Annotated in this window: 22 protein-coding genes; 13 read left to right on the top strand and 9 right to left on the bottom strand. The window is 36.3% G+C overall.

What is annotated here, in order from left to right:
- Positions 1 to 241 precede the first annotated feature (241 nt).
- The 3 genes from ccsA to BUE84_RS10260 form a co-directional block, all read right to left on the bottom strand.
- Complete coding sequence (ccsA, locus tag BUE84_RS10270) at positions 242 to 3,511, bottom strand: cytochrome c biogenesis protein CcsA (RefSeq protein ID WP_079241548.1); 3,270 nt, start codon at positions 3,509 to 3,511, stop codon at positions 242 to 244.
- 270 nt (positions 3,512 to 3,781) lie between these two features.
- Positions 3,782 to 4,360 (bottom strand): Crp/Fnr family transcriptional regulator, encoded by a 579-nt coding sequence (locus tag BUE84_RS10265; protein WP_079241547.1) that lies wholly within the window; start codon positions 4,358 to 4,360, stop codon positions 3,782 to 3,784.
- Positions 4,361 to 4,731: 371 nt separating this feature from the next.
- Entirely contained in the window at positions 4,732 to 5,367 is a 636-nt protein-coding gene (locus tag BUE84_RS10260; RefSeq protein ID WP_079241546.1) for a cysteine hydrolase family protein, read from the bottom strand.
- 361 nt (positions 5,368 to 5,728) lie between these two features.
- Here BUE84_RS10260 and BUE84_RS10255 point away from each other — a divergent pair, with 361 nt between their 5' ends.
- From BUE84_RS10255 to BUE84_RS10235, 5 genes are all read left to right on the top strand, one after another.
- Complete coding sequence (locus BUE84_RS10255; protein ID WP_079241545.1) at positions 5,729 to 8,308, top strand: FtsK/SpoIIIE family DNA translocase; 2,580 nt, start codon at positions 5,729 to 5,731, stop codon at positions 8,306 to 8,308.
- A 73-nt stretch (positions 8,309 to 8,381) separates the two neighbouring features.
- Positions 8,382 to 8,843, top strand: a complete 462-nt coding sequence (locus tag BUE84_RS10250; RefSeq protein ID WP_079241544.1) for a hypothetical protein — start codon at positions 8,382 to 8,384, stop codon at positions 8,841 to 8,843.
- Between the two features lie 138 nt (positions 8,844 to 8,981).
- Complete coding sequence (locus tag BUE84_RS10245; RefSeq protein ID WP_079241543.1) at positions 8,982 to 9,629, top strand: LolA family protein; 648 nt, start codon at positions 8,982 to 8,984, stop codon at positions 9,627 to 9,629.
- A 110-nt stretch (positions 9,630 to 9,739) separates the two neighbouring features.
- Positions 9,740 to 11,197: an LptF/LptG family permease gene (locus BUE84_RS10240; RefSeq protein WP_079241542.1), complete on the top strand. Its 1,458-nt coding sequence runs from the start codon at positions 9,740 to 9,742 to the stop codon at positions 11,195 to 11,197.
- Between the two features lie 125 nt (positions 11,198 to 11,322).
- Entirely contained in the window at positions 11,323 to 11,964 is a 642-nt protein-coding gene (locus tag BUE84_RS10235; RefSeq protein ID WP_079241541.1) for a hypothetical protein, read from the top strand.
- Between the two features lie 42 nt (positions 11,965 to 12,006).
- Here the strand turns inward: BUE84_RS10235 and BUE84_RS10230 are convergent, their stop codons facing one another.
- Both BUE84_RS10230 and frr read right to left on the bottom strand, forming a co-directional pair.
- On the bottom strand, positions 12,007 to 13,068 hold the full coding sequence (locus tag BUE84_RS10230; protein WP_079241540.1) for a 3-oxoacyl-ACP synthase III family protein: 1,062 nt from the start codon (positions 13,066 to 13,068) through the stop codon (positions 12,007 to 12,009).
- 191 nt (positions 13,069 to 13,259) lie between these two features.
- Complete coding sequence (gene frr / locus BUE84_RS10225; protein WP_079241539.1) at positions 13,260 to 13,814, bottom strand: ribosome recycling factor; 555 nt, start codon at positions 13,812 to 13,814, stop codon at positions 13,260 to 13,262.
- Positions 13,815 to 14,259: 445 nt separating this feature from the next.
- Between frr and BUE84_RS10220 the strand changes: the two genes are divergently transcribed.
- A complete protein-coding gene (locus BUE84_RS10220; protein WP_079241538.1) occupies positions 14,260 to 15,615 on the top strand; it encodes a lipase family protein in 1,356 nt (451 codons plus the stop codon).
- Between the two features lie 80 nt (positions 15,616 to 15,695).
- On the opposite strand, the gene pyrH is transcribed toward BUE84_RS10220, so the two are convergent.
- A complete protein-coding gene (gene pyrH / locus BUE84_RS10215; RefSeq protein WP_079241537.1) occupies positions 15,696 to 16,403 on the bottom strand; it encodes a UMP kinase in 708 nt (235 codons plus the stop codon).
- A 168-nt stretch (positions 16,404 to 16,571) separates the two neighbouring features.
- Here pyrH and porQ point away from each other — a divergent pair, with 168 nt between their 5' ends.
- From porQ to BUE84_RS10190, 5 genes are all read left to right on the top strand, one after another.
- On the top strand, positions 16,572 to 17,564 hold the full coding sequence (porQ, locus tag BUE84_RS10210) for a type IX secretion system protein PorQ (protein WP_079241536.1): 993 nt from the start codon (positions 16,572 to 16,574) through the stop codon (positions 17,562 to 17,564).
- An 84-nt stretch (positions 17,565 to 17,648) separates the two neighbouring features.
- Complete coding sequence (gene cmk / locus BUE84_RS10205) at positions 17,649 to 18,323, top strand: (d)CMP kinase (protein ID WP_034694336.1); 675 nt, start codon at positions 17,649 to 17,651, stop codon at positions 18,321 to 18,323.
- Positions 18,324 to 18,418: 95 nt separating this feature from the next.
- A complete protein-coding gene (locus BUE84_RS10200) occupies positions 18,419 to 18,769 on the top strand; it encodes a YtxH domain-containing protein (RefSeq protein WP_034694334.1) in 351 nt (116 codons plus the stop codon).
- Between the two features lie 81 nt (positions 18,770 to 18,850).
- Positions 18,851 to 19,159: a phage holin family protein gene (locus tag BUE84_RS10195; protein ID WP_034694332.1), complete on the top strand. Its 309-nt coding sequence runs from the start codon at positions 18,851 to 18,853 to the stop codon at positions 19,157 to 19,159.
- Positions 19,160 to 19,162: 3 nt separating this feature from the next.
- Positions 19,163 to 19,663, top strand: a complete 501-nt coding sequence (locus BUE84_RS10190) for a hypothetical protein (RefSeq protein ID WP_034694329.1) — start codon at positions 19,163 to 19,165, stop codon at positions 19,661 to 19,663.
- Positions 19,664 to 19,743: 80 nt separating this feature from the next.
- Here the strand turns inward: BUE84_RS10190 and BUE84_RS10185 are convergent, their stop codons facing one another.
- A complete protein-coding gene (locus BUE84_RS10185; protein ID WP_079241535.1) occupies positions 19,744 to 20,469 on the bottom strand; it encodes a TrmH family RNA methyltransferase in 726 nt (241 codons plus the stop codon).
- Between BUE84_RS10185 and BUE84_RS10180 the strand changes: the two genes are divergently transcribed.
- Positions 20,455 to 23,064: a BamA/TamA family outer membrane protein gene (locus tag BUE84_RS10180; protein WP_079241534.1), complete on the top strand. Its 2,610-nt coding sequence runs from the start codon at positions 20,455 to 20,457 to the stop codon at positions 23,062 to 23,064. The genes BUE84_RS10185 and BUE84_RS10180 overlap by 15 nt on opposite strands.
- On the opposite strand, the gene BUE84_RS10175 is transcribed toward BUE84_RS10180, so the two are convergent.
- Both BUE84_RS10175 and BUE84_RS10170 read right to left on the bottom strand, forming a co-directional pair.
- Positions 23,061 to 23,618, bottom strand: coding sequence for a vancomycin high temperature exclusion protein (locus tag BUE84_RS10175; RefSeq protein WP_373427997.1), 558 nt, complete (start codon positions 23,616 to 23,618; stop codon positions 23,061 to 23,063). The two genes, BUE84_RS10180 and BUE84_RS10175, sit on opposite strands and share 4 nt — an antisense overlap.
- Positions 23,619 to 23,674: 56 nt before the next feature.
- Entirely contained in the window at positions 23,675 to 24,799 is a 1,125-nt protein-coding gene (locus BUE84_RS10170) for a ferredoxin--NADP reductase (RefSeq protein ID WP_079241533.1), read from the bottom strand.
- Positions 24,800 to 24,832: 33 nt separating this feature from the next.
- Between BUE84_RS10170 and BUE84_RS10165 the strand changes: the two genes are divergently transcribed.
- Positions 24,833 to 25,393 (top strand): TlpA family protein disulfide reductase, encoded by a 561-nt coding sequence (locus BUE84_RS10165; protein WP_079241532.1) that lies wholly within the window; start codon positions 24,833 to 24,835, stop codon positions 25,391 to 25,393.
- Positions 25,394 to 25,405 lie beyond the last annotated feature (12 nt).

The following is a 25,405-nucleotide window of genomic DNA, read 5'->3' as shown; positions in this document are numbered from 1 at the left end:
GTTTTTGCGAACGATATTTTATCATCCCAAAATCATTGCGAACCTTAGCGTTAAAAAAAGTACAAGTTCTTTAAAACACCTTGTTCTCTTGCTGAGTGAAACGCCTTTGCGAACAATAACTCATCATAATATACATCATTGCGAACATAGCGTTAAAACAACTCATCCCAAAGCCAGAAACAATAGAAATAAAAAATCCCGGAAAGTGAATTCCGGGATTTTAATGTATGTATTCAAGAGTCTATTTCTTCGTTAAAGCTTTAAACTTGATATAAGAAACAACTGATAGAAGGATCATTGTTCCTATTCCGATGTATACCCAAGCTGGTACTGGTACCGGATCTCCTGCTGCATATGAGTGAAGTCCGCTTAGATAATAATTAACTCCAAAGTAAGTCATTACCATTGAACAGAATGCAAACATTGTTGCTACGTGGAATGCCCATCTGCTTCTCAATCCAGGTACTAATCTCATGTGCAGTACAAATGCATATACCATGATAGAGATGAAGGCCCATGTTTCTTTCGGGTCCCAGCTCCAGTATCTTCCCCATGATTCGTTGGCCCAGATTCCTCCTAAGAAGTTTCCTACCGTTAAAGCGAACAACCCAATAGTTAATGACATTTCAGAAACAATTACCAGTTCTTTCAATGTCGTATCGTGGTGTATTTTATACGTTTCTTTATTGGAGATAATATAGAACACCAATGAAATTACTGCAATAATCATTGAGAGCGCAAAGAATCCATAGCTTGATGTAATAATAGCCACGTGAACAATTAACCAGTAAGATTTCAATACCGGAACAAGTGGCGTAATCTGCGGATCAAGAGCAGAACCTCCGTGTGCAAATCCCATCATGATAACTGCTACCATGAATCCGGCTGCAGGAATTAATGCATTGGCATTTCTGTACAAGATTAAACCCGCTGTAATACCAACCCAAGAGATAAAAATAATCGCTTCATATCCGTTACTCCAAGGAGCGTGTCCTGAAATATACCATCTTGCCACAAGTCCTAGGAAATGCAATAGATATCCAACCAAACCAATCGCAATAATTACTTTAATTACTTTGTTTAGTATTTTATTTGATTTGAATAATTCAACAAAACCTAGAATCAAAAGAAGACCACCAACAAGTGTGTAGAAAATCAACAATTTGAAGTTGATATCTGCTTTATTCATGAATACTTCAAGATCCACTTTAGATTTAGCAGGAACAACCGCTTTACCCCATTTCTGCTGGTATTCTGAAAGCTTCGCCAATTCTGTATCTGCTTTGCTCCAATCCCCTGTTTTCTGTGCCGTAAGCGCTTCTGCAAAGTAAGGTCCCATTACCTGCTGAGATTCCATATCCGGTTCGAATTTCTGGTCTAGCCATGAATGCCATGTGTGGTTAGCATCATTCTTCACAGGAACAATTCTCATAAACTGACCGCTGAAGAACTCATTGAAGATCTGTACTCTTTCGTTTACAGCAATTACTTCTTTATCATAATTCGTTTGTTCAGCCGGTTTTTTACGGAATGCCGTATTGTAATCGTGTTCCAGAATATACGTAAGATTGCCGTTTGCATCTGCCGGGAAAAGGTTCATTAATGAAGTATACCCGTCTTCGTTTGCTTTGGTTTTATTTTTCAGTTCATCACCTCCTTTAGGTCCTACTTTGATCATAGGAACCATCGTCCAGCTTGGTGTGTCTGTATTGATAGAAAGAAACCATTGGTTAGCCGTAAGAGACTTCCCGTCTGTTCCTTTGAATTCGTCTTTTTTGTATAATTTTCTTAAAACATCTAATGCTTCTGTGTTGATAGGAACAATTCTTCCTTCAAAACTCTGCACCAAAAGATATCCGAATTTATCAGCATGTTCTTTGCTGATTTTGTTTCTCGCAATAATCTCATCCGGAGAAATAGATCTCATTTTCCCCATTGGAGTTGCCAGAGAGTTCTGCTTCGGAGCAGCGCCATCAAGCGGCTGGGCAGACGGAGCCGGAGCGTGAGAATGATTATCTCCTTCCACGTGAATATGTTCTCTGCTTCCGTCAGTAGTTCCGTGAGTTTCGATTTTCTGAGCATTTAAACCTAAACTTAAGAACAATAAAAGTACTCCTGCAGCTTTCTTTTTATTAACGTCAGCCAGCATTTTATTCAATTTCCAGAAATGAGTTCCTTTCCAGAAGAAAATAACAAACATTCCAAGGAATAAAAGTCCATATCCGATATAAGAAATCAAAGTTCCCCAGTAATCGTGGTTTACAGAAAGAACAGTTCCCATTCTGTCCGGATCAAAACTTGACTGGAAGAAACGGTATCCTTTATGATTAAGAACGTGGTTCATATAGATTTTATAAGGAGTTTCTTTACCTTCATCAATGATTTTCACATGGCTTTCGTAAGCACTTGGAGATGAACTTCCAGGATACGTTTCCATCACGAAATCATCCAGTTTCAAGGCGAAAGGTGTGTTGTATACTTTAGGTCCGAAACCTACCATGATGTTTAATCCATCCATAGTCACCTGCTTGTAAGCATTCGGATTTCCTTTTTCAACCGAAAGGTCTACAATTTGTTTTGTTTTTGGTCCCTGAAGCTCAATCTGAAGCATATCAGGTACATTGGCATCTTTCTTTCTGTCGCCTTCAATAGCCATAAGTCTTCCTTTTTTAAGACCTTCAGGTACTACCAGCTTCAGTTCGTTGATCGTATATAAACTTCTTAATGCCAAAGGCTGGAATTCATCTTTCACTGTAGTCCCTGTTGCCTGGGTTGCCATAGTCATATAACTTGCATCAACAGGAGTTTTGATAAATAATTTTCCGCCTTCATTTTTGAATTCAACAGCACCTTCAATCGCCCTGTTGAAGGTCACCAAAGTACCGTTAATGGATTTTGTTTCTCCCGGTTTGATGTAAATATTTTGTCTTCCGGTAGTTCCGGTAGAAACCAAATGAAGGTACTCAGTACCATTTGGTTCAGCTACAAGACTGTCTTTTTTTCTTTGGATGTATTCCTTGGCAAACACTTTCACTTCTTTTCCGTGGAAGTCATAAGTTGCTTTTAGATCTTTGTGTAACGGAGACATCAGATAAGGAACATCCTGATAATTCAGCACATCACCCTTTTCTTCGATCTGAATTTTAAAGAAATTTTTATCGGTTACGATTTCGTTGGATGTTTCACCTTCTCTGATGTGCATTTGTCCTTCGAAACTGATGTATCTGGTGATAGCACCACCAATAAAAATAAAAACAAAGGCAAGGTGGAAAACAAGAACCGGCCACTTATCTTTCTTCCATAGTCTGTATCTTCCGATATTTCCTATGAAATTGAGAATCAGTAAGACCATGATCAGTTCGAACCATTTAGCCTCATAAATTAATGCTTTTGCTGTAGGAGTTCCGTAGTCGTTTTCTAAGAACGTTGCATAAGCCATCGCGAATGCGTACACCAGCAACAATACAGCCATTGTCCTGGTTGAGATAAGAATATCTTGGAGCTTCTTCATGATTTATTGTACTTGACATGCAAAAATAAGCATGATAAACCACAAAGAGCTTAAAAAAAGCTGTTTTTTATCACTTTGGCCTCGGTTTTGCTTATTTTGAAACATTCTTAATAAGCCCAAAAACATTAGGAAAAATTCAATTTCTAATTCTGAAAAAATATAGATTTATAAAAACTATTTCAGTGATTGAACTCTTCTATTTGAAAACCAAATAAAATCTCATAAAACACTGATTTACAACTAAAAAGGAAACATAGAAAATCAACTCACTTACCCAATCAACAATTTCTTCCTGATTTTACTTAAAAACTCATGAGTGATACCAAGATAAGAGGCAACCTGCTGTTGAGTAATTCTCTGTTCCAATCCAGGATACTTTTCTAGGAATTCAAGATAGCGTTTATCTGCTGTTTTACCAGTTAATGAAAGAATTCTTCTTTGCAGGGCTACCGAAGATTTTTGATTCATGATCCTGAAAAGCTTTTCTATCTGCGGCATTGTTTCGTACAGATGTTCCTTATCTTTTTTAGCAATCATCAAAACTTCACTGTCTTCCAGGGCTTCAATATTCAAAATGCTCGGTACATTATTAATAAGGCTGTCTATATCGGTAATCCACCAGCCTTCCACAGCAAAATATAAAGTCTGCTCAAATCCGCTTTCATTAAGATAGTAGATTTTAAAGCAGCCACTCAGCACAAATCCTTCAAAAAGACAATATTCTCCTTCTTTGAGAACAGCCTCTTTCTTTTTAAACACTTTGAGTTCAAATGGCTTTATAAACTGCGTAAGTTCATCTTCTGACAGGTTGATGTATTGACTGATATTTTTAAGAAGTAAATCGAACATGGGATTATTTAAGCAAAATAAAGGTATCAAAATTATTGACACCTTCATGAAATTAAGTTATGTTAAGTTATTGTTGTACTTAATGAATAGAGCCCCGTTTTTTTGTTGGGTAAACGTAAAGGCGCGAAGGCTTATTATACATGCAATTATCTTTTAGGCGCAAGAAAATCAAAGATTTTCAGCAAGTTGAATTGTTTTAAATTTTATCGGAGATAAAATCTTTGCGTCTTAAAAACCGCTTATATTTCAAAAAACTCTTTGCATCTTTGCGTTTTTAATATTTTTATTTTCTCACAGATTGAGCTGATTTTTCAGATGATTACCTATAAGATTATCCAAAAATCTTTGTGCCTTTCCATGTCTCAGATATCTTATTTTAAAAGGTCATGAGTATTGATTACCTGTGCATAAAGATTTCCAAGAGCAGATATTCCAGCCAAAGTAGCCCTTTGTACTTCTGCAGCCTTCACCACTCCCCCATTCAACTCACGGTTTCTGGTTGCTGTAGCATCTCCGATAATGGTATTCGTAAACCCAAAATCAAAAGCAGCTCTGGTAGTTGCCTCTACACAAACATCCGTCATCATTCCTGTAATCACCAGATTTTTAATTTTCTTTGACTGAAGATAACTCAGAAGATCCGTTTCTCTGAAGCTGTTGGGAAAATGCTTAACGATAACTTTTTCATCTTCCATCGGCAAAACCAGATGATTGATTTTAGCTCCCTCTGTATCCGGAAGGAAAAACGTTGCCTCATCGTTGGCAGAAATATGCTGGATGTGAATAACAGGCAGATTGTTTTTCCTGAAGTATTCTAAAACACTTCTGGTGTTTCCAGCGGCCTGTTCACTTTTTTCCAGTGTCATCTTTCCTCCCGGGAAATAATCATTTTGTACATCGATAATGATTAATGCAGTGTATTCCATTTTTTGTTTTTGTGCGTTCATTGTAATCATTGAAATTAATATCAGACCTAAGGTCAGAAAGGTTTTGAATGTATTTTTCATATGCAAAATTATAGGTCAAAATTACAGACACTTCAAGTCCTGACCTTTGAACTAGTTCAAAAAACACTATTGAGATACAATAATTTCTAATATTGTTAATTTTTTCAATCCATGCTGTTTAAATAGAAAATTTTATTATCTTTTTTAAAGAAAAACAAATAATAATCAGTTAATACAATTTAACGGTATCAGATTTGGATAAGCAAAAAAAATAACCTTATTTTATTCTATCATAAGAGAAAATATTTTTAAAGTAAAAATTTTAAATAACCTTTATAAAAGCGGGATTACCAAAATGTTTTTTGGATAAAAAAGATTCATTTAGTGTTGAATAAAACATTAAATTTGCGACATTGATATTATGGATAAAAAGACACAAAAAAAACCGACTGAATCGCCTGAGAAAGGCAGAATTTTATCTAAGCCACGTATTTTTTTCGGGCTTACTTTTATACTTTTATCGGCTGTTCTCGCATTCTCATTCGTCTCTTATCTGATGAACTGGAAAGCAGATCAAAGCCAGGCAGGAACCATGCTGGACAAAAGCATAAAATCTTCCAATATCTTTGGTAAGGTAGGTGACTGGCTTGGGAATATTTTCATTTTTGAAAGTATTGGTATTGCCTCGTTCATCATCGCATTTTTACTGCTTGTGGTAGGGACACTGATTCTTAAGAAAAAAATATTCAAACCCTGGAAAACTATTGGCCACTCTTTATTTTTTATCTGCTGGCTTCCTATTTTTATGGGAGCACTTACTAAAGGCCAGGGGGTTTTAGGAGGTGTCTATGGATATCAGATCATGGACTATCTTAACTCTATCATCGGAGCAGTAGGTTTATGGACCGTATTAGCAGCAAGCATTCTTCTCTATTTTATTCTTGAATTTAATCTTCGTCCAAGTTCTATCAAGTCAAAACTGGATAAGATCAATGAAAATACTATTGGAAAAGTAAAATCTATGATGCCAGACTCCAATGATGATTTCGAAGCTGATGAGGAATTAAGAGAAGAAGCAGAGGAAGCGGAAGAAGAACCCACCTCCAGAGTTACGGTAAGTGATGTTACGAATCATGCTGTCAATAATCCGATTAATACAATGAAAGAACCAGAACCAGTAAATATTCCGAAAGGATTTCCTGAAGTTCCGGTTTCAAACGAAATAGAAACCATTACTACTCCGAACCATACTTCTTTTGATCCGGAACCTAAGGAGGTTTCTCAACCTGTAAGTTTAAATCTTTCTACCAAACCAATTGTTCCGGTTTCCAGCCCTGAGGAAGCATTTGACATCAGACCTTCTACTCCGTCTCCGGCAGTAACATCTGCTCCGGCACAGGAAAATATTAAATTCAATGTAGAAGTAGCTCAGGTAATTGATGTTTTGGATGATTCTGATAAAAAGTCTCAGGAGCTTGTAGAAAAGCATGGTTTGTATGATCACAAGCTTGATCTGGCTAATTTCCAGATGCCTCCTGTAGAATTACTGAAAGATTATGGAAATGAAGAAATTTCTATCAATAAAGAAGAATTAGAAGAAAATAAAAATAAGATTGTTGGACTGCTTAAGAATTTCAACGTTGGAATCGCAGAGATTAAAGCAACCATCGGGCCTACAGTTACTCTGTATGAAATTGTTCCTGAAGCAGGAATCAGAGTAGCAGCGATTAAAAAACTGCAGGATGATATTGCATTGAACCTTTCTGCATTAGGAATCAGAATTATCGCTCCAATGCCAGGGAAGGGAACTATCGGTATTGAGGTGCCAAGAAAAAATCCTACGATGGTTTCTATGCGTTCTGTAATTGCTTCTCAAAAATTCCAGAATACGGATATGGATCTTCCAGTAGTTTTCGGAAAGACTATTTCCAACGAAATCTTCATGGCCGATCTTTCAAAAATGCCTCACTTATTGATGGCTGGAGCAACAGGTCAGGGTAAATCTGTAGGGATCAATGCTATTCTTACTTCCCTTCTTTATAAAAAACATCCAAGCGAACTGAAGTTCGTCATGGTAGACCCTAAAAAAGTAGAACTTTCATTATATTCAAAAATTGAAAGACATTATCTGGCAAAATTACCGGATGCTGAAGAAGCCATCATTACGGATACCAATAAAGTAATCAATACACTGAACTCTCTTTGTATTGAAATGGATACCCGATATGATCTTCTTAAAAATGCTTTCTGTAAAAACTTAAAAGAATACAATAAGAAGTTTACGGAAAGAAAATTAAATCCTGAAAACGGACACCGTTATTTACCTTATATCGTGTTGGTAGTAGACGAGTTTGCAGATTTGATCATGACGGCAGGAAAAGAGGTTGAATTACCGATTGCCAGGCTAGCACAGCTTGCAAGAGCCGTAGGAATCCACCTTATTGTGGCTACACAGAGGCCATCTGTAAACGTAATTACAGGGATGATCAAAGCCAACTTCCCTGCAAGAGCTGCCTTCAGAGTAATCTCCAGTGTAGACTCCAGAACCATCCTTGACTCTCCTGGGGCTGATCAGCTGATTGGTAAAGGAGATATGCTTTATTTTAATGGAAACGAGATATTAAGACTTCAGTGCGCTTTCGTAGATACTCCGGAAGTAGAAAGACTGGCAGAGTTTATCGGTGAACAAAAAGGATATGCTTCGGCATTGTTGCTTCCTGAATATGTTTCTGAAGATTCAACAAGTACTGTAGGTGCTTTTGACCCGAACGAAAAAGATGCTTTATTTGAAGAAGCAGCAAGAATTATTGTTTCCACACAACAGGGATCTACCTCAATGCTTCAGAGACAATTGAAGCTGGGTTATAACAGAGCCGGCAGAATTATGGATCAGCTGGAAGCAAGCGGTATTGTAGGAGGCTTTAACGGTGCTAAGGCAAGAGAAGTTCTGATCAGTGACCTTCATTCTTTAGAGCAATTTCTTGAGGATTTAAGAAATTAATCAGTATAAAAATTAATCCTGGATATTCCTCCGTGAAGACCGGGAAATAAAAAATTCAACTAAAACTAATACCATGAAAATTACAACAAAACAAACTATTAAATTAGGTCTTTTGGCATGTGTGCTTACATTATCATCATGTGCCTTACAGACTGTACCTAGTGAATACGCTTCTGTAAAGCTGGATGTTATTGATTATAACACACTGGGAAATGGCAAAGTCCTAATTTATAATGGTGCAGGAATTCTCCATAAAATGGATAACACAGCAAGACTGAATATTGCACTTAATGATAAATCATTAGGACAAATCCGCCCCAAAGAGTATGTGATTGTTGATTTACAAAAGGGAAAACATGAGTTCACGGTTCTTCATATAGATATGGTGAATATGAGAAGTAAACATCCGGTTGAGATTAATGAAAATACTAAAGTGATTAAAATTGAACCCACCATTACTTCTAATAAATTAACGGTGACCAATATTCTCCCTGAAAAATTTGACCAATATATTGAAAGGCCGGAGAAAAGATAAAGAATATGATCTATAATGTATCCAGCATTACAAGGTTGCTTTTGGAACAGTTTTTGGAAGATCTGCGTAGTTAAAGGAAAAATGAATAGTTTTAACCTTAAGAGTTAAAGAAAATCTAACGATTATTAAATTAAGAAAATGAAAAATATTATTTCAAAAGTTATATTAGGAAGTTTTGTTGTAGGTGCAGTAGGTATGGCCAACGCTCAGAAAATTGATGCTAAAGCCAAAAAGATATTGGATGATATTACAGCCAACTACAATTCTAAAAAGAATTCTTACTTCAAATTTTCTTTTGGAAGCGGTCTTAACGGACAGGTGACAAAAACAGAACCCGGTATTTATTATGTTGCCGGAGAGAAATACAAACTGAAGATCATGGATACCGAACAGATCTTTGACGGTAATAAAATTTACAACATCAACGCTGATGATATGGAAGTAACCGTTGCTAAACCTAACGGAAGCAGTACCATGTTCTCCCCTATCAATTACCTTACGACCTATAGAAATGATTATAATGTAACTTACAACGGTAAGAAAGTAGTAAATGGCGTAAATGCAGACTTTATTAAACTGACCCCTGTAAAAGCGAACGGAATAAAATACGTATACCTTTTTGTAGATTCAGCGAAAAAGCAAATGGTAAAACTTGAACAGCATGGAAACAACAAAGATGTTGCTGTAATTGCTATTAAAGAGTACAAAGAAAACCAGGAGCTGGATCCTAATATGTTTGTTTTTGACAAAAATAAGTTTAAAAACTACATCGTTACAGAGCTTTAAAAAGCTGAAAGTGAATTCGCAAGTCTGTAAATTTACTTTTAAAGTTAAAAAAATAACAAAATATAAAAAGCCACAAGTAAACTTTGTGGCTTTTTGATTAATTTTGGCGCATGTTAAAAATACTAGACCGATACATTATAAAAACCTTCTTTGGACCGTTTTTCTTTATATTCAGCGTATTGTTTTTCATTTTTATTGTAAACATTATCTGGGTACAGTTGGGGCAGTTTATGGGAAAAGGATTAAGCTACTGGCAAATCCTTAAACTTCTTTTTTATCTTGGGGTGAACGTCATCAGTATGGTTCTCCCACTTACGATCCTTCTGGCGAGTATTATGTCGTTTGGTGAATTTGGAGAACGTTACGAGCTTGCAGCCATGAAAGCAGCAGGAATTCCATTGACCAGGGTTATGACTCCCCTTCTTGGAATTTCAACGGCACTTGCCATCATGTTATTTTTCTTTTCCAACAATATTATTCCGGATTTTCAGAAGAAAGCCAAGAACATGCTTTTCAATATTGCCCAAACGAAACCAGCCATCAACTTTACTCCGGGACAGTTTATTGATCAGATTCCCGGTTATATGGTGAAATTTGATAAGATCTACGGGGAAAACGGAGAAAATATTGAAGGCGTTTTTGTTCATAAAAAAGCCAACGCTTATGAAAACCAGCAATCTGTAGTAGCTGAAAAAGGAAAATTTGTTCCGGCGGCCAACAAGAACTTTCTAAAGCTTGTTCTGCATAACGGTTATGTATTTGAAGATGCTTTTGCCGGAAAAGGTGATAATGTAAGATTAAAACAGCCTGATCAGGCTATTAAATTCGACACATTGGTATCCCACTTTGACATCAGTGAAATCATCAATAAAGCCATCGAAAAAGAACAGATTACAGATGACTACCGTTTCCAGACCTACAACCAGCTTGACGGAACAATTTCAAAAACAAAAAAAGACAATAAACAATTCTTTGATAATATAGGATCCGAGGTTCTTAACCAGACCAACTCTGTGATTACCTACATGGATAAAGGCAACAAACATAAAGTAGCTCCGAAAACCCAGATCAAACTAGACACAGTAAAAGGGGATAAAAAACTGGAAATCATTTACAATTCCTATAACAGATTAGACAACCTGAAATCAACACTGGAATCTAAAAAGAATGAATACAGCTCTAATGTAAAATACTTCAGTAAAGTGGTTATTTACCAGCAGAGAATTGTTGCTTATTCTGTAACGTGTATTATCTTCTTCCTGATTGGATCCAGCTTAGGTTCTATCATCAGAAAAGGAGGAATGGGACTTCCGGTAATCATCGCTATTGTTATTTTCATCATCTTTTATGTAATGAATGTTGGGGTAGAAAACATGTCATGGAGCGGGAAAATGAACCCTTACCTTGCAGCATGGCTTCCTAACCTGATCCTTCTTCCTTTTGGAGTCTGGATGACCTACAAAGCACTTACAGACTCACAATTGTTTGATGCAGAAAAATACAAAGCATTGTTCAAACCAATCACTAAAAGGTTTACAAAAAGTAAAGAACATCAGAGATATCAATAATTCTGATTTTAAAAATAAGATTAAAAGCTCCGGAGAAATTCCGGAGCTTTTTTATACGATTTTATCTCAATAATTCATGCTTTTAATTTTTTTGTATTTTTATCAGCCACCAAAGTATCTATCATATGAAAACCCTATTTCTGGCAGCAGGTCTGCTTCTTATTGTTTCCTGTAAAAATGAAAAAGAGAAAACTTTCTATAAAGAATCCGTTTCCAGAGATAGTCTTGTTGTAAAAAACGATTCAATACAGAGCACCACTAAAGATCCTATTGATGAAATCAAAAAAGAATATGCTGCCCTTCGGGCTCAGTTGGAAACTAAAAAGCTGAGTTCTTCAAAATTCAATTATGATTGTAATGATGAACCTTCAGGGGAAGTTACTTTCTATTCTGACAAGGATGAGATTAAAGTAATAGAGCATTTTTATGCAGAACACAGTCATTTTTCCGGATCTGAAAAGTATTTTATTAAAGATGGAAAGCCATTTTTTATTTTCAGACAAGAGACCGTGTGGAGTTTTGATGGTGGCACTCCCGAAAAACCAGTGACTAAAGATGACATTACAGAAACCCGTATCTACCTTCAGAATAATCAGCCGCTAAAATGTCTTGAAAAGAAATACAGCATAAAATCCGATCAGAAAGAAAAAACAGCACCTGATACTATTCCAGGAAAAGAAATTCAGTGTAGTGTGGATGAAATCCTTAAGCGTTACCAATCTCTATTAAAACATAAAGGCCAGAAAGGCTCCATACAATGTTTATAAAACAAAAGAGATTGACCTTTTAGCCAATCTCTTTTTTATATTTTAAAACTGATACACAAAAGCATTAATATTCATTCCTGCTCCTACGGAAGCAAACAAAACCACATCATTTTTGCTGATTTTATGGTGTTCCAGCTCATCCTTCAGAATCATTGTCAGCAAAGAGGGAATAGTAGCAACACTGCTATTTCCTAATTTATGAATAACCATAGGCATAATGTTTTCCGGAACCGGTTTCCCATACAATTGATAGAACCTGCTCACAATGGCTTCATCCATTTTTTCGTTTGCCTGATGAATGATAATTTTATTTAACTGATCAATAGAATAGCCGCTGTTGTCAAGACATTTTTTCATGGCATCGGGAACATTCACCAGAGCAAATTCATATATTTTCCTGCCATCCATCTTGATGTATCGGGTATCCGGGCATCTTTCATTGTTATATGATTTCCCAAAATACAGATAATCTTTTTCTTCCAACGTATAAGAAGCTGATAAATGAGACCTGATCCCGGCATCATCATCCTGATTTACTTCCAGAACTGCCGCTCCTGCTCCATCTGCATAGATCATACTGTCTCTGTCGTGGATATCCACCACACGGGAAAGGGTTTCTGCTCCAATAACCAAACATCGTTTTGCCAAACCTGATTTGATAAACGCATGAGCCTGTATGACTCCCTCAATCCATCCCGGACATCCAAAAAGAACATCATAGGCAACGCAGAAATTATTTCTGATCCCCAATAAATGTTTTACCCTTGCAGCAAGGCTGGGCACCGTATCAGACTGAACTGTTCCGAAACGAACATCCCCGAAATTATGGGCAAATATAATATAGTCCAATGTTTCAGGATCAATTCCCGCATTTTCTATAGCTTCACGCGCTGCAATTAGCCCCAGATCTGAAGTGACCTGTGTGTTATGGGCATATCTTCTTTCTTCAATACCTGTAATCTTTTTTAACTTATCTGTAATGGAGGCATTATTCTCTTTTAATAATATCCCTTCTTCATTAAGAAAAATATGTTTATCAAAAAATAAATTGGTTATTGTTTCCGATGGGATATAGTTTCCTACCCCGATTATTTTTGTCATCATTCTAGTATCTGTATCCTGTTTTTAATTAAACTTCAGGAATAATTCATTAAATATAATGAATGAACGTAAATACTTCACAATATAGTATGGAATAAGAATGTATTGCATTGTAAAAAGTTTAATAAAATAGCAAAAACACAAAAAAAGAGGTCTCCACCGGAAACCTCTTTAGTATTTTCATCAACTGAAAATTATACTTTCATAATTTCAGCCTCTTTTGTCTTAAGATGCTCATCACAAAGCTTAACATATTTATCTGTATACGTCTGGATTTCTTCTTCCACTCCTTTTACAACATCTTCAGAAACTCCTTCCAGTTTTTTAAGTTCTTTCAAACCTTCCTGTCTTGCATTTCTTACCGTTACTTTAGTGTTCTCAGATTCTACTTTAGCCTGCTTTGCAAGTTCCTTTCTTCTTTCCTCAGTTAAAGGCGGAACATTAAGGATAATGTTTTCTCCGTTGTTAGAAGGTGCAAAACCTAAGTTTGAATTGATGATCGCTTTTTCAATCGCATTGATTGCTGTTCTGTCCCAAGGTTGAATAGAGATTGTCATTGCATCCGGAACAGAAACATTCGCAACCTGGTTGATAGGAGTCATTGCCCCATAGTATTCTACCATTACATCCTGAACCATTGCCGTAGAAGCACGTCCTGCTCTAATTCTTTGAAATGCGTGATCCAGGTGCTTTACCGCTGCATCCATGTCTTGTTTTACAGATTCTAATATAAGATCTAATTCTTCCATTATTATATTAAAGTTTGATAAATTACACATCTATTAATTCAACTGAATATCAATTAATTAAATCCAAAAACACTGTAAACATCAGGGTTTTCTTACTGTTTTAAATTATTTTTTATTATTCAGTGCTGCAAAAATAATGATTGTTTTCGAATAATAGCTATTTCCAACATGGATTTTATGTACCTGTCATCTCTTTAGAAAAAAGAAAGCTGTTTTTATTCAAAATTAATTTAAAGCAAAAAAACTTCGGGTACAAATACCTATGGAACATTTTGGTTATTTCTACTTAGTGTGATATGATTTTTTATAACTTCCTTTACTATGTCTTTTAAACAGAACATGAGCAGGTATTTTAAATAGAATACGTGCAATAATAAACGGAAAGTCTCAATGAAGACATTTCCTATTAATTAAAAATTTAAAACTAATTTAAACTCATCACATCATGACAAATCCATCTTTAGATGCCTATCAACAAGTTTTCGGTATGGCAGGTCTTGCCAACCGTGCCGGAGGCTACAACGGTTTTGGTATCCAACTACAGCAGCAGCTTCAGTATGATTTATCCTATTATTTTAACAATGTTCCGCCGGTTAAAATAATGGATCAGAAAACACCTTCCGTAGCTAATCCTTCAGCCGTATCGGAATTAGGAAACTGGGATCTGGTCTGGGGACCTGCTCTGATCGAAGAAAAAAATGAAAAAGGAGTTCCTACCGGAGTTGCAGATAATGCATTATATGTCGTTAAGTCTAATGCTGTCGCATTTCCAGGAGGTCCTACATTGCCTACTTATGTTGTAGCTATTGCTGCTACCAATCCTTCATCACTTTACGATTGGGAAACAGAAGATTTCTCAGTTGCAGAAGTGGTCAACTGGACCACATATAACCCTTCCAATTTTGCTCCGTCACCTTATAATGGTACAGATCCTTATATTTCAAAAGGAACTGCCACTGGAATAGGTATACTGCTGGGGCTTACAAGTCCTCAATCTGCCGCTTCACCTAATACCACACTGCAACAGTTTCTGGCCAGTTTAAATCCTGACCCGGATACCGCCATTATATTTTGTGGACATAGCCTTGCCGGAGCATTATCTCCTACCCTTGCCCTTTATCTGAAAGAGAATAAAGATCTGGATGCTTTCGGGGTAACCCTTGTATATCCTACTGCCGGACCAACTCCAGGTGAGGCTGCATTTGCCAATCTGTTCAACAGTAAATTCCCGCCATTGCCTTCAGGGTGGCAGCCACAAACAGGCTCTTACCAAAGCTGGAATACCATGCACTGGAATGATCTGGACGTTGTTCCTCATGCATGGCCGGTATCGGAACTGGCAAAAATTGCAACTATTTATGGCCAGGCTCCTGCCTATATGACGGCTGCTTTATTAAACGCTTTACAAAAGATGGCAATTAGTGATTCTACAAACTCAGGAGCCAGCTATACAAGAATACAGAACCAATCGCTGCCAGGTCAGCTCCAGCACTCCAGTGCTTCTTCAATTAGCATCAAAACACCGCCTGAGTCTTTGAAAGACTATATGCTTCAGCTATCCGTACAGCATGTGGGAATGTATAATGGTATTCCTGCGGAAGGGTCTAATCCACAAGTGAACGGTCTTATTTTAACACAGCCATTACCAAAACCAGATGTGAAACTGGTACCGGGAGTAACTGCTGTTACCGAATTGGAGATGATTCTTAAAATAATAGATCAGATCATCGGGTGGATTTCTTCCCGTTATGTTTTGGTTGAAAAAGAAAATGCCACGCAAAATGCCAGTGTGGATAAATAATTAAGATTAGTGTTAAAATGAAAACACCTGTCACAATAATTATTGCAACAGGTGTTTTTATATTTTAGGGGTTACATTGATTATAAATCAACCAAAGTACCTACATTTTCTCCGTCTACGATTTTTTCTAAATTTCCATCTTTATTCATATCGAATACAATGATTGGCAATTTATTTTCGTGGCTTAATGTGAATGCAGTCATATCCATTACTTTAAGATTTTTCTCAAATACTTCATCAAAAGATAATGAATTGTATTTTACTGCATTAACATTCTTTTCAGGATCGCTGTCATAGATTCCGTCTACTCTTGTTCCTTTTAGGATGACATCAGCTCCAATTTCGATAGCTCTTAATGTAGCAGCGGTATCTGTAGTAAAATAAGGGTTTCCTGTTCCGGCTCCGAAGATCACTACTCTTCCTTTTTCAAGGTGTCTTACTGCTCTTCTTTTGATGAAAGGTTCAGCCACTTTATCCATTTCGATAGCAGACTGAAGTCTTGTTTTGATTCCTGCATCTTCCAGCGCTCCCTGTAAAGCCATACCATTGATAACAGTAGCAAGCATTCCCATATAATCACCCTGCACTCTGTCCATACCTTTTGCAGCTCCTGCTACCCCACGGAAGATATTTCCTCCTCCAATCACGATCGCTACTTCACAGCCTTTTTCCACTACTTTTTTGATCTCAGCTGCATATTCCTGCAGTCTTTCAGTATCAATACCGTATTGTCTGTTTCCCATTAAGGCCTCACCGCTTAGTTTCAGAAGGATTCTTTTATATTTCATCTTTTATTTTTAAGTAACTTTTTATTAGTACGGGTTTCCCCGGAATTTGATTTTGCAAATATAATCATTAATGATATTGATAAAAGAAAAATATTTAAATAGAAATAATGTAAGAAATATTTTGAAAAGTACGAAAAAGGATTATTTTTGCATTAATTATAAATTGAGTTGAAGAAAATTATCATTTTTTCATTATTTCTATCAGGAATTGTTTCTTATGCACAAACAGGAACAAATGTTTATCCGTTCTTAAATGTGCCTGTATCTGCAAGACAGGCTGCTTTGGGTGGCGATGCAATTTCGATAAGAGATTATGATGTTTCCTTTGCTATTGCAAACCCTGCCCTGTTAAACAAAGATTCTGATAAACAGCTTTCTGTAAATGCAACGGCTTACCTTGCCGATTCGAAATACGGAACTATTGCTTATGCCAAAGACTTTGAGAATGGCCACATGGCTACCATCAATGCAAGGTATATGAGCTATGGAAGTATTCCGAGGACGGATGAAAGCGGTTTTGAAAACGGAGAATTTAAAGCTTCAGATGTAGCGATTGGTGCAGGCTATGCCTACCAGTTTGAAGAAGACTGGACGATTGGTGGAGGACTTAATTTCATTACCTCAAAAATTGACAACTATACTTCTTCCGCCATCTCAGGAACAGCGGGAATTACCTATCATAATAAAAAGAACAAAGAAGTACTATCTCTTGTGATGAGAAATTTTGGTTTTCAGCTGAAATCTTTTAACGGAACAAGAGAGAATCTTCCTTTCAGAGTTGATCTGGGATACACCAGAATAATCAAGAACTTCCCTCTTGCCATCACAATTACAGCCCATGATCTTCAGAAGTTTGATATTTCTTCTGAGGAAAATCTGGATGGGCAAAAAGTAGGAGCCGGCAGAAAGATTGCAGACCACTTTTCATTGGGAGCAGAATTGTTTCCGGAAAAAAACTTCAACATCAGACTGGGCTATAATGTAAAAAGAGGAAATGAACTGGCGGTTGCAGATCAGAGAAACTTCTCAGGACTTTCTGCAGGATTTGGAGTTAAAGTTTCCAGATTCCGTATTGATTACGCCCATGTAAGATACCACAACTCTTCGAATGTCAATCAGATAGGGATTTCCATGGACCTTTCCAGCCACAGAGGAGAATAACCTTCCTGACTGGAAATTTCTTAATTATTCCGAAAATTTGTTACTTCTTCTTGATTTTCTAAAAAAAATCTTGAAATTTGCAGTATGAAAAAACCTGTAATTGCTATCGATGGGTACTCGTCTACCGGAAAAAGTTCTATCTCTAAAGTCATTGCTGATAAACTGGGACTTATTCATATGGATACAGGAGCGCTTTACAGAGGAGTTACCTGGTATGCTTTGCAGCATTGTCTGAATGAAAACGGTGAGATTGATCTGAATACACTGTTCTCTTCTTTTAATCAAATCAAACTTGAGTTTAAAAACAACGATGGCACCCTTATTCTTTTCCTTAATGACACAGATATCTCTAAGGAAATCCGAACCAATATCGTATCTGACAACGTAAGCCTTGTTGCCAAACAGAAAGAAGTAAGAGATTTCTTACTGCAATCACAGCGCACTTTGGCAGAAAAAGGAGGTGTTATTATGGACGGGCGTGACATTGGGACAGTAGTTCTGCCAAATGCAGACTATAAATTCTTTCTTACTGCCAGCATTGACGAAAGAACCAACAGAAGGTTTCTGGAACTGAAAGGTCTGGGAATAGAAGCAGATAAAGAACAGGTAAAGCAAAACCTTATAGAACGTGACAAGATCGATAGTGAGCGTGAAATAGCCCCATTGAAACAGGCTGACGATGCTATCGTAATTGATAATTCTGCACTCACCAAAAAGGAAACCATAGAAGTTATTTTATCTCACATCAAAAAGATTTAACAATTTTTAATAGGCTTCAGGCCTCCTTTGGTATACAAATTGTAAGTTTTATTACTGTAAAAACTAATTTATTATTAATTATTAAAAAACTTAAAATGTCTAGAAAAGGAAATAATACAGCAGGTATATTGGCAGGACTTCTTGCAGGTGCTGCGGCAGGTGTAATCTTAGGAATGTTATACGCACCGGAAGAAGGTAAAGAAACCAGAAAAAAAATCAAAACTAAAGCAAATGATCTTAAAGATCAGGCAAAAAATAAATACGGAGAGGTTTCTGAAAAAGTAAAAGACCAATATGGCAATATTTCTTCTACTTTCAAAGAAACGGCAAGTAGCGTAGCACATACTGTGAAAGACGGATATGATAAATACAAAGATCAGATTGTTTCTAAAACTGCAGATTTGGCAAAAGATGTAGAAGCGGAACTGAATGATCTGAAAAAATAAGTAATTTATCTTTTTTTAAGTAAATTACGGAAAGGAACTTTTGTGCGAAAGTTCCTTTTTTTGTAACTTTAAAAAAAAACAATGATAGAAACTATTAAAGAATACGCCTCCAAGAGAATAGATCTTCTGAAAATTGAAGCGACTGAAAAGTCGTCACTTTCTGCTGGGCTCATTACTTACTTTGTAGTACTGCTTGTTGCTTTTGCTTTTTTTATTATCCTTTTCAATTTTGGAATTGCTTTCCTTATTGGAAAAGCACTGGATAATTACTCATATGGATTCCTGATTGTGGCAGCATTTTATGCGTTGGTAATGGCGTTTGTGGTTGCCTTCAAAACTAAGATTGTCAATACTGTTGCAGATCAGGTTATTAAATTTTTAAATCATTAAACTATGGGCAGAAAATACGAGAGCATAGAAGAATTAAGAAGAAAGAAAAAACTGCTCCAGGGTGAAATAAGTGATCTGGAAAATCTTCTTACCTTCAAAAATACAAAAGAAAGCCTAAGTGCATTTACCAATGGTTTAAGTGATCAGTATCTTCAGGAAAAGATTGATGAAGACGGTGATGAAAAAGTAGTTTTAAGAAAGGATGTCATTGCCAAACAGCTTACTTCAGAGGTGAAAGATCTTCTGATCAGCAAAAATACAGCTGTAGGAATTGCCAGCTCCGCATTCAAAGGAGGAAACATTACCGATGGTCTTGTTAAACTGGGAGTAACCGCTATCGTAGGAAACTATGCCAAAAAGAATATGAAAAGCTCCAACTGGAAGAAAAAACTGATTGGTGCGGCATTGATTTACCTTGCCCCTATTGCTCTGAAATATGTCAGAAAGAAAATGGAGGTCTATCAGAAAAACAAAAGTGTTTCAAGTATGGAACAATTGATATAAAAATCAGATATCAGAAACCAGGCGCTAGATACTATTCAGTAATACTTTACAATAACTTTTAACCTCTGGTTTCTGATTTTCTATTTTGAAAATAACTGTCCTAAAATAATCCCTGCAGCCATTGATACATTCAGGCTTTCTGTAGACTGGGATTTTCCAAACCTCGGAATACTGATACTTTTTTGTAAAAGCTTCTCCGTTTCCTGTCTCATCCCGTTTCCTTCGTTTCCTAAAATGAGATTAATCTTTTCCGGTTTTTCAAAGGTGTAAATATTCTCTCCTTCCATATCTGTTCCGATATTCACATTCTCTGTCTTAGAAAGATATTCCACAAGATCAGTATACACCACATTTACTCTGGTAAATGAGCCCATTGTCGCCTGAATTACTTTCGGATTGTACACATCTACGGTATCTTCACTGCAGATAATCTGTTCAATTCCGAACCAGTCTGCCAATCGTATAATAGTTCCAAGATTTCCAGGATCCTGTATTCCATCCAAAACCAATTGTATATTCTTATCTTCCCATTTTTCTTCATCGGCAAGATAACATACCGCCACAGAATCTTTTGGTGTTTTAAGAAAACTGATTTTTTTCAATTCATTTTCAGAGATATGGGTAACAGGGATATCACTACGGTCCAATTTTTGTGGATCGGTTGATAATATTTCTTTAACTTTAAAGTTAGAATTAAAAAGTTCACAAATGATTTTATTACCTTCAACCAAAAACAAATTGTATTTTTGTCTGAACTTCTTTTTATCTAAAGATTGTAAAACTTTTATTGTATGAGCTGTAAGCATTATAAGAATTCTCCTCAAAAATATTATAAAATTATCTCATTTGCAACATTTGTTGGTCTCCTTTATGCTTGTAGTACGACAAAAAAAGTTCCTGAAGGCGAATATCTGCTTACCAAGAACAGTTTAGAGTTCGAGGATAAGAGAGAATTTTTCGATGAGGAACTGAAAGATTACATCCAGCAAAAGCCCAATAAAAAGCAGTTTCTTTTCATGCCATTGAGTTTACTACTCTACAATATGGCAGATACGAAATACGATACTATACTTAATGAATATATGACCTATCCCGGTGAGATGAGAAATCAGAAACTGAGAGACTCTTTATTCCTTAAATATAATATGAAAAGTAGTGTCGGAAAAAGTCTTCTTTTTGACCGTTTACTGCACAATTGGGGTACAGCACCAGTAATTCTTGATCAGACCAGAAGTGAAAAAAGTGCTGAATCTATCAAGAAAAGACTTACCTACAGAGGATTTTGGGATGCTGATGTAAAATTCAATCATACACTGGATTCTGCTTCCAAAAAAGCATCTGTTAATTATTCGATCAAGCATAACGAGCCTACGCGCATCAAGGATTATTTCTATAACATTCCGGATCAGGGAATCAAAGGATATTACAACTATAATCTGAACAGAAGTCTTGTGAGATCAGGACAGATTCTTGACCAGACCGTTTTGGAAAGAGAGGTTACCAGGATTACTGATCTGATGAGAGAATTTGGTTTCTACAGATTCAATGCTTCCAATGATGAAGTTTATTTTGTGGCCGATTCTCTTAAAAGCAGAAAACAGGTTCCATTAACCCTGGAAATTCATAAAGATTCTCTGGATACGCCTTATAAAATAGCCACTTTTGGAAATATTGACGTTGCCATTGTGGATGAACCTGGAGATTATCCTAAAAATACAAAGAAAGACAGCTTAAGGAGAATAAGATTCCATACAGTGAATGATAAATACAAACTTTCATCCATATGGAGGGCTATTATTCCAGACAGCAAAAAGGTTTTTGACCAAACGAAACTGGACGTAACCAAGAGAAATCTTTTATCGATGAATAACTTTAGCATCGTTAAAGCAAGAGACTCTCTGAGACAAGGTGGAATGACTTCTCCTAACGACAGCATTGTGGATGTTTTATATGTACTGAAACCACTTCCTAAGTATGAACTTAAAGTGGGAACAGATATCAATTATTCTCAGGTTTTAAATCTGGGAATCACTCCTTCTGTGGACCTTACTACCCGAAATGTTTTTAGAGGGGCAGAGAACCTTTCGACGAGCCTTTCAGGAACATTTGGTTCTATCAGAAGTACAAAAGACATCAGTAAAAGAGTGGCTGCGTACGAAATATCAGCTCAGACATCTTTGAATTTCCCGAGGCTTTTATTGCCTTTTAATTATTATAGATTTATTCCTAAACGATATACCCCTACATCATCTATTTTGCTGGGGGCATCCATACAGAATAACATTGGTTTGGGAAGGTTAATTTTTAATACAGGATTGAATTATCAGGCAAGTGTTAATGATCAGGTATATCATAAGCTTACATTATTCAATACTCAGGTCAGTCTGACGAAAAATAAAGATGCTTACTACGATTATTTTGTAAATGACGGAAGGGTAAAAGATGAAGTCTTCGGAAATTATTTTATGTTTAGCCCTGAAACTGCACAAACCGGACAAGATTATAAAGATGGAAAACTCAGCGTAGATGAGGTTTCCAAGAAAATTATCGAGAACGATGCTTACCGTGCGAGTCTTAACCAGCAAGGTACAGATCTTCTGACAGCATTCAGAGGAACATTGGTCAACAAAGACAGACAAACTCAGGATGTCCTTATTTCTTCCATGATCTACAACTTTGTATATAGTGAAATTGGAAAAAAAGAATATCCCAATGCATTTTATTTTAACGGAAAAGTAGAGCTTGCAGGTAACATCTTAAGCTTATTCAATAAAAAAGATAATGACGGAGGTATTGTTACTGGTCCACAGAGAACTATTTTCGGGTTGCCTTATGCACAATTTGTAAAATTTGATATTGACACTAGAAAGTATTTCAAGTTTAACGGAAATCAGACGTTAGTACTTCGTCAGTTTATCGGAGTTGGAATTCCTTTTGGCAACTCTCAGGATATGCCCATCATCAAGTCTTATTTCAATGGAGGTTCCAATGATATCAGAGCCTGGGTAGCCTTTGGGGGATTAGGTCCTGCAGATTCTCAGGTGGATGAAAGAGTTCGTACCTATATGACGGACAATGTAAAACTTACCACCAATATTGAATATAGAATTCCTTTCAATAAAACTTACGAAGGAGCTTTATTTACCGATATCGGGAATACATGGAGTCTTCGTAACTATAATGACGGCTATGGAGATGAATTTAAATTCGGTAAGTTCTGGAAACAAGTAGGTATCGGAAGTGGATTCGGATTAAGATTGAATATCGCTTACGTTACTGCAAGAATTGACCTTGCTTACAAGATCTATGACCCGAATAAACCTGAAGGTGACCGATGGAGATTCAAAAACATACAGCCTTTCAAACCAACAGTTAATATCGCATTCGGATATCCTTTCTAATCCGGAGAAACACCTAAAATAAAATACACTACAGCAATCACACGGGCGAGGATTTCCCTCGTCTGGTTTCTGTAGAAACTTTCAGGTTTTGTGACATCCTGCGCATCAAAGCCCAAAGCATTCATATCATTATTTCTCGCAAAAAACAATGCTCTAAGGTTGTGATATCCCTGAGATACAATAATAACATTCTTCTTCTTATAAACGTCCTTACAACGGAGAATACTTTTATACGTATTAAAACCTTTCGGATCTTCCACAATAATATCTTCAGGTACACCTTCCTGATTGATCAGATAGTTTTTCATTGCTCCCGGCTCGTTATAACCTTTGCTTTTCTCCCCGCTTACTATAATTTTCTTGATTTTCCCATGATGATAAAGAAGGGCTGTTGCATCCATCCTTTTGGTGAAATAAGGATTGGATTTACCGGATCTCATTTTTGGAGATGTTCCCAGAACTAATGCAATTTCCCGTGGCGGAATTTTTGAAATTTTGGTATAGGTTCTCCCGTTGGTAAGCCCAAAAACCCACACATTACAGAAACATATCATCAGAATTCCCAATTCCAATGATATAAATCCAAGGTTAAATATGTTCCTAATAATTCTCAACTAAGATCAAAGTTAAGCTTTATTTTTTTACTTTTCACAATAGACATACAAGCTAAAATATGTCCCTGCTCTTCCTCTTTTTCGGTAAGATACTCATTCTCCAACAGTTCCACTTCTCCTTCCTCCAAAGAACATTCACAACTTCCACAGATTCCGGACTTGCACGAATAAGGTACCGGGAACTTCTGCATCAGAAGCTGTTGAAGGATTTTATCCTTATTATCAGGAAGCTGGGTCGTATATTTTTTTCCAAGCATGGTAAATTCTACCTCAATATTTTCAATCAGAGGAAATTCTTTTTCTACAGGATAAATATCATCATTGAATTCTTCAAAAAGTTCAAAATGGATATTCTTTTTTGGAATTCCGTGGTGATAGCAGGCGTTCGCCAATGTTTTGATCATTTCTCCTTTCCCACAAATAAGCACTTCATCTACCGCATCCCAAATGGTAGATTCTTCATCTGTATCATCCAAATGAAGAATCTGGTTGATAATAAGATTCAGTTTCTTTTCATCCAGCCTGCCATAGAAAAACTGGTCTGCTGTTTTTTCCTGTGAGAAAAAGTAAAATATCTGAAGCCTGTCTCCACATGTTCTGGCAAGATTATCCAACTGCTCGCGATAGACTAAATCGTCTGAGCTTTTATTTCCAAAAAATAAGAATAATCTCGTTCTGGGTTCGTTGTGAAGAATATTTTTGAAATGGCTTAAAATAGGGGTAATTCCAATACCGGCTGCAAAAGCAACAATAGTCCTGAATTCACTGGGTTTAGATACAATGGTAAATCTTCCTGCAGGTTCACTCACCCATAATTCATCACCAACATTATAATTTTGAAATAACTGCGAAGTGGCTCCTTCAGGGGAATTGACCTTTATTCCCAGACATATTTTCCCTTCATAAGGAGCTGAAGTCATTGAATAATCATTAATAACCTCTTTCCCATGTGATTGAAATCGTATACTAACGAACTGCCCGGCCTCAAACCTGAAATTTTCTTTTAAATTCTCAGGAATATCAAACTCCAGAGAAAAAGTATTTTTGGTCAGCTCTTCCTTTTTCGCTATTTTTAACGGATGAAACTGTATCAGTTTCCCTTTATAGATTTGTTGTTCCATAACTTCAATTCAAAAATAGATAAAAAATAATTTATGAAGAAGATAATTTTTTCCATGTTACTTCTTACTGCACTGTACAGCTGTAAAAAAGAAGGTCAGAAATCTGAAAATACTGCAGCTGCAGATTCTCTTTCTGTATCTCAAACTACAGAAACAGAAGGAAGTACAGCTATTCCCAAAGAACTTTCTCCTGAAAACGTAAGTCAGCATTTAGCAAAAAATAATGATACGTTATATGTAACCAATTTTTTTGCCACCTGGTGTGGCCCATGTATCAGAGAAATTCCAAGTTTTAAAAGTAAAATGGATGAGTTGAAAGGAAAACCTGTAAAGTTCACTTTCGTCAACCTTGATGATAAGGCAGATTGGGCTGGTGCTGTTAAGAATTTTGCCACCGAAAATAAATTGGGAGATAATATTATCTTACTGGATGGGCAAAAATTAGATCAAAACTTCTTTCACAACAACTTCAAGCAATGGGATGGAGGTTCTATTCCTTTTACTTTCATGAGAAAAGGTGATAAAACCGATGAATATCTTGGAATGATGACAGAAGATGTTTTGAATTCAAAAATTGATTCTTTTTTAAAATAAAATAGACTGAAC

This window comes from Chryseobacterium indologenes (assembly GCF_002025665.1).
Lineage (GTDB): Bacteria > Bacteroidota > Bacteroidia > Flavobacteriales > Weeksellaceae > Chryseobacterium > Chryseobacterium metallicongregator.
Note: the sequence above shows the minus strand (reverse complement) of the source record. Positions and strands in the feature narration are given on the sequence as shown.

Excerpts from the sequence above, each read along its gene's own strand:
- BUE84_RS10165 (WP_079241532.1), top strand. The coding sequence starts at position 24,833 with ATGAAGAAGATAATTTTTTCCATGTTACTTCTTACTGCACTGTACAGC.
- BUE84_RS10190 (WP_034694329.1), top strand. The coding sequence starts at position 19,163 with ATGGGCAGAAAATACGAGAGCATAGAAGAATTAAGAAGAAAGAAAAAA.
- BUE84_RS10250 (WP_079241544.1), top strand. The coding sequence starts at position 8,382 with ATGAAAATTACAACAAAACAAACTATTAAATTAGGTCTTTTGGCATGT.
- BUE84_RS10175 (WP_373427997.1), bottom strand. The coding sequence starts at position 23,618 with ATGATATGTTTCTGTAATGTGTGGGTTTTTGGGCTTACCAACGGGAGA.
- BUE84_RS10200 (WP_034694334.1), top strand. The coding sequence starts at position 18,419 with ATGTCTAGAAAAGGAAATAATACAGCAGGTATATTGGCAGGACTTCTT.
- frr (WP_079241539.1), bottom strand. The coding sequence starts at position 13,814 with ATGGAAGAATTAGATCTTATATTAGAATCTGTAAAACAAGACATGGAT.
- BUE84_RS10230 (WP_079241540.1), bottom strand. The coding sequence starts at position 13,068 with ATGATGACAAAAATAATCGGGGTAGGAAACTATATCCCATCGGAAACA.
- BUE84_RS10240 (WP_079241542.1), top strand. The coding sequence starts at position 9,740 with ATGTTAAAAATACTAGACCGATACATTATAAAAACCTTCTTTGGACCG.
- BUE84_RS10255 (WP_079241545.1), top strand. The coding sequence starts at position 5,729 with ATGGATAAAAAGACACAAAAAAAACCGACTGAATCGCCTGAGAAAGGC.
- BUE84_RS10170 (WP_079241533.1), bottom strand. The coding sequence starts at position 24,799 with ATGGAACAACAAATCTATAAAGGGAAACTGATACAGTTTCATCCGTTA.
- ccsA (WP_079241548.1), bottom strand. The coding sequence starts at position 3,511 with ATGAAGAAGCTCCAAGATATTCTTATCTCAACCAGGACAATGGCTGTA.
- cmk (WP_034694336.1), top strand. The coding sequence starts at position 17,649 with ATGAAAAAACCTGTAATTGCTATCGATGGGTACTCGTCTACCGGAAAA.
- BUE84_RS10260 (WP_079241546.1), bottom strand. The coding sequence starts at position 5,367 with ATGAAAAATACATTCAAAACCTTTCTGACCTTAGGTCTGATATTAATT.
- BUE84_RS10245 (WP_079241543.1), top strand. The coding sequence starts at position 8,982 with ATGAAAAATATTATTTCAAAAGTTATATTAGGAAGTTTTGTTGTAGGT.
- BUE84_RS10180 (WP_079241534.1), top strand. The coding sequence starts at position 20,455 with ATGAGCTGTAAGCATTATAAGAATTCTCCTCAAAAATATTATAAAATT.
- BUE84_RS10265 (WP_079241547.1), bottom strand. The coding sequence starts at position 4,360 with ATGTTCGATTTACTTCTTAAAAATATCAGTCAATACATCAACCTGTCA.
- BUE84_RS10220 (WP_079241538.1), top strand. The coding sequence starts at position 14,260 with ATGACAAATCCATCTTTAGATGCCTATCAACAAGTTTTCGGTATGGCA.
- BUE84_RS10235 (WP_079241541.1), top strand. The coding sequence starts at position 11,323 with ATGAAAACCCTATTTCTGGCAGCAGGTCTGCTTCTTATTGTTTCCTGT.
- BUE84_RS10185 (WP_079241535.1), bottom strand. The coding sequence starts at position 20,469 with ATGCTTACAGCTCATACAATAAAAGTTTTACAATCTTTAGATAAAAAG.
- BUE84_RS10195 (WP_034694332.1), top strand. The coding sequence starts at position 18,851 with ATGATAGAAACTATTAAAGAATACGCCTCCAAGAGAATAGATCTTCTG.
- pyrH (WP_079241537.1), bottom strand. The coding sequence starts at position 16,403 with ATGAAATATAAAAGAATCCTTCTGAAACTAAGCGGTGAGGCCTTAATG.